The following is a 273-nucleotide window of genomic DNA, read 5'->3' as shown; positions in this document are numbered from 1 at the left end:
TGTATTCCAGACGAAGGAGAACAGTTATTGCATTCCAAAATTGAAATTTGATTAGGGAGGAAAGCCTCAAATGCAACCAACAATCGAGATTTTGGATAGAATCAGAAAAAATTCAAGGGACAACAAAGAGGAAATCTTCACAAGGCTCTACCGCTATCTATTAAGACCCGACCTGTATTATCTTGCGTACAAAAACCTCTACGCCAACAAGGGCGCAGGAACAAAAGGCGTGAATGACGACACAGCTGACGGATTCAGCAAGGAAAAAGTTGA

1 pseudogene is annotated in these 273 nt (G+C 41.4%); it reads left to right on the top strand.

Going from position 1 to position 273, the window contains the following annotated elements:
- Positions 1 to 70 precede the first annotated feature (70 nt).
- Positions 71 to 273: pseudogene (locus ACQRD3_RS13600) on the top strand (group II intron reverse transcriptase/maturase); the annotation flags it as partial.

The organism is Candidatus Pseudoscillospira sp. SGI.172 (assembly GCF_050313575.1).
In the GTDB taxonomy this organism is placed as follows: Bacteria; Bacillota; Clostridia; order Oscillospirales; family Oscillospiraceae; genus Vermiculatibacterium.
The sequence above is the reverse complement of the archived record's forward strand: the minus strand, read 5'-3'. Positions and strand labels throughout refer to the sequence as shown.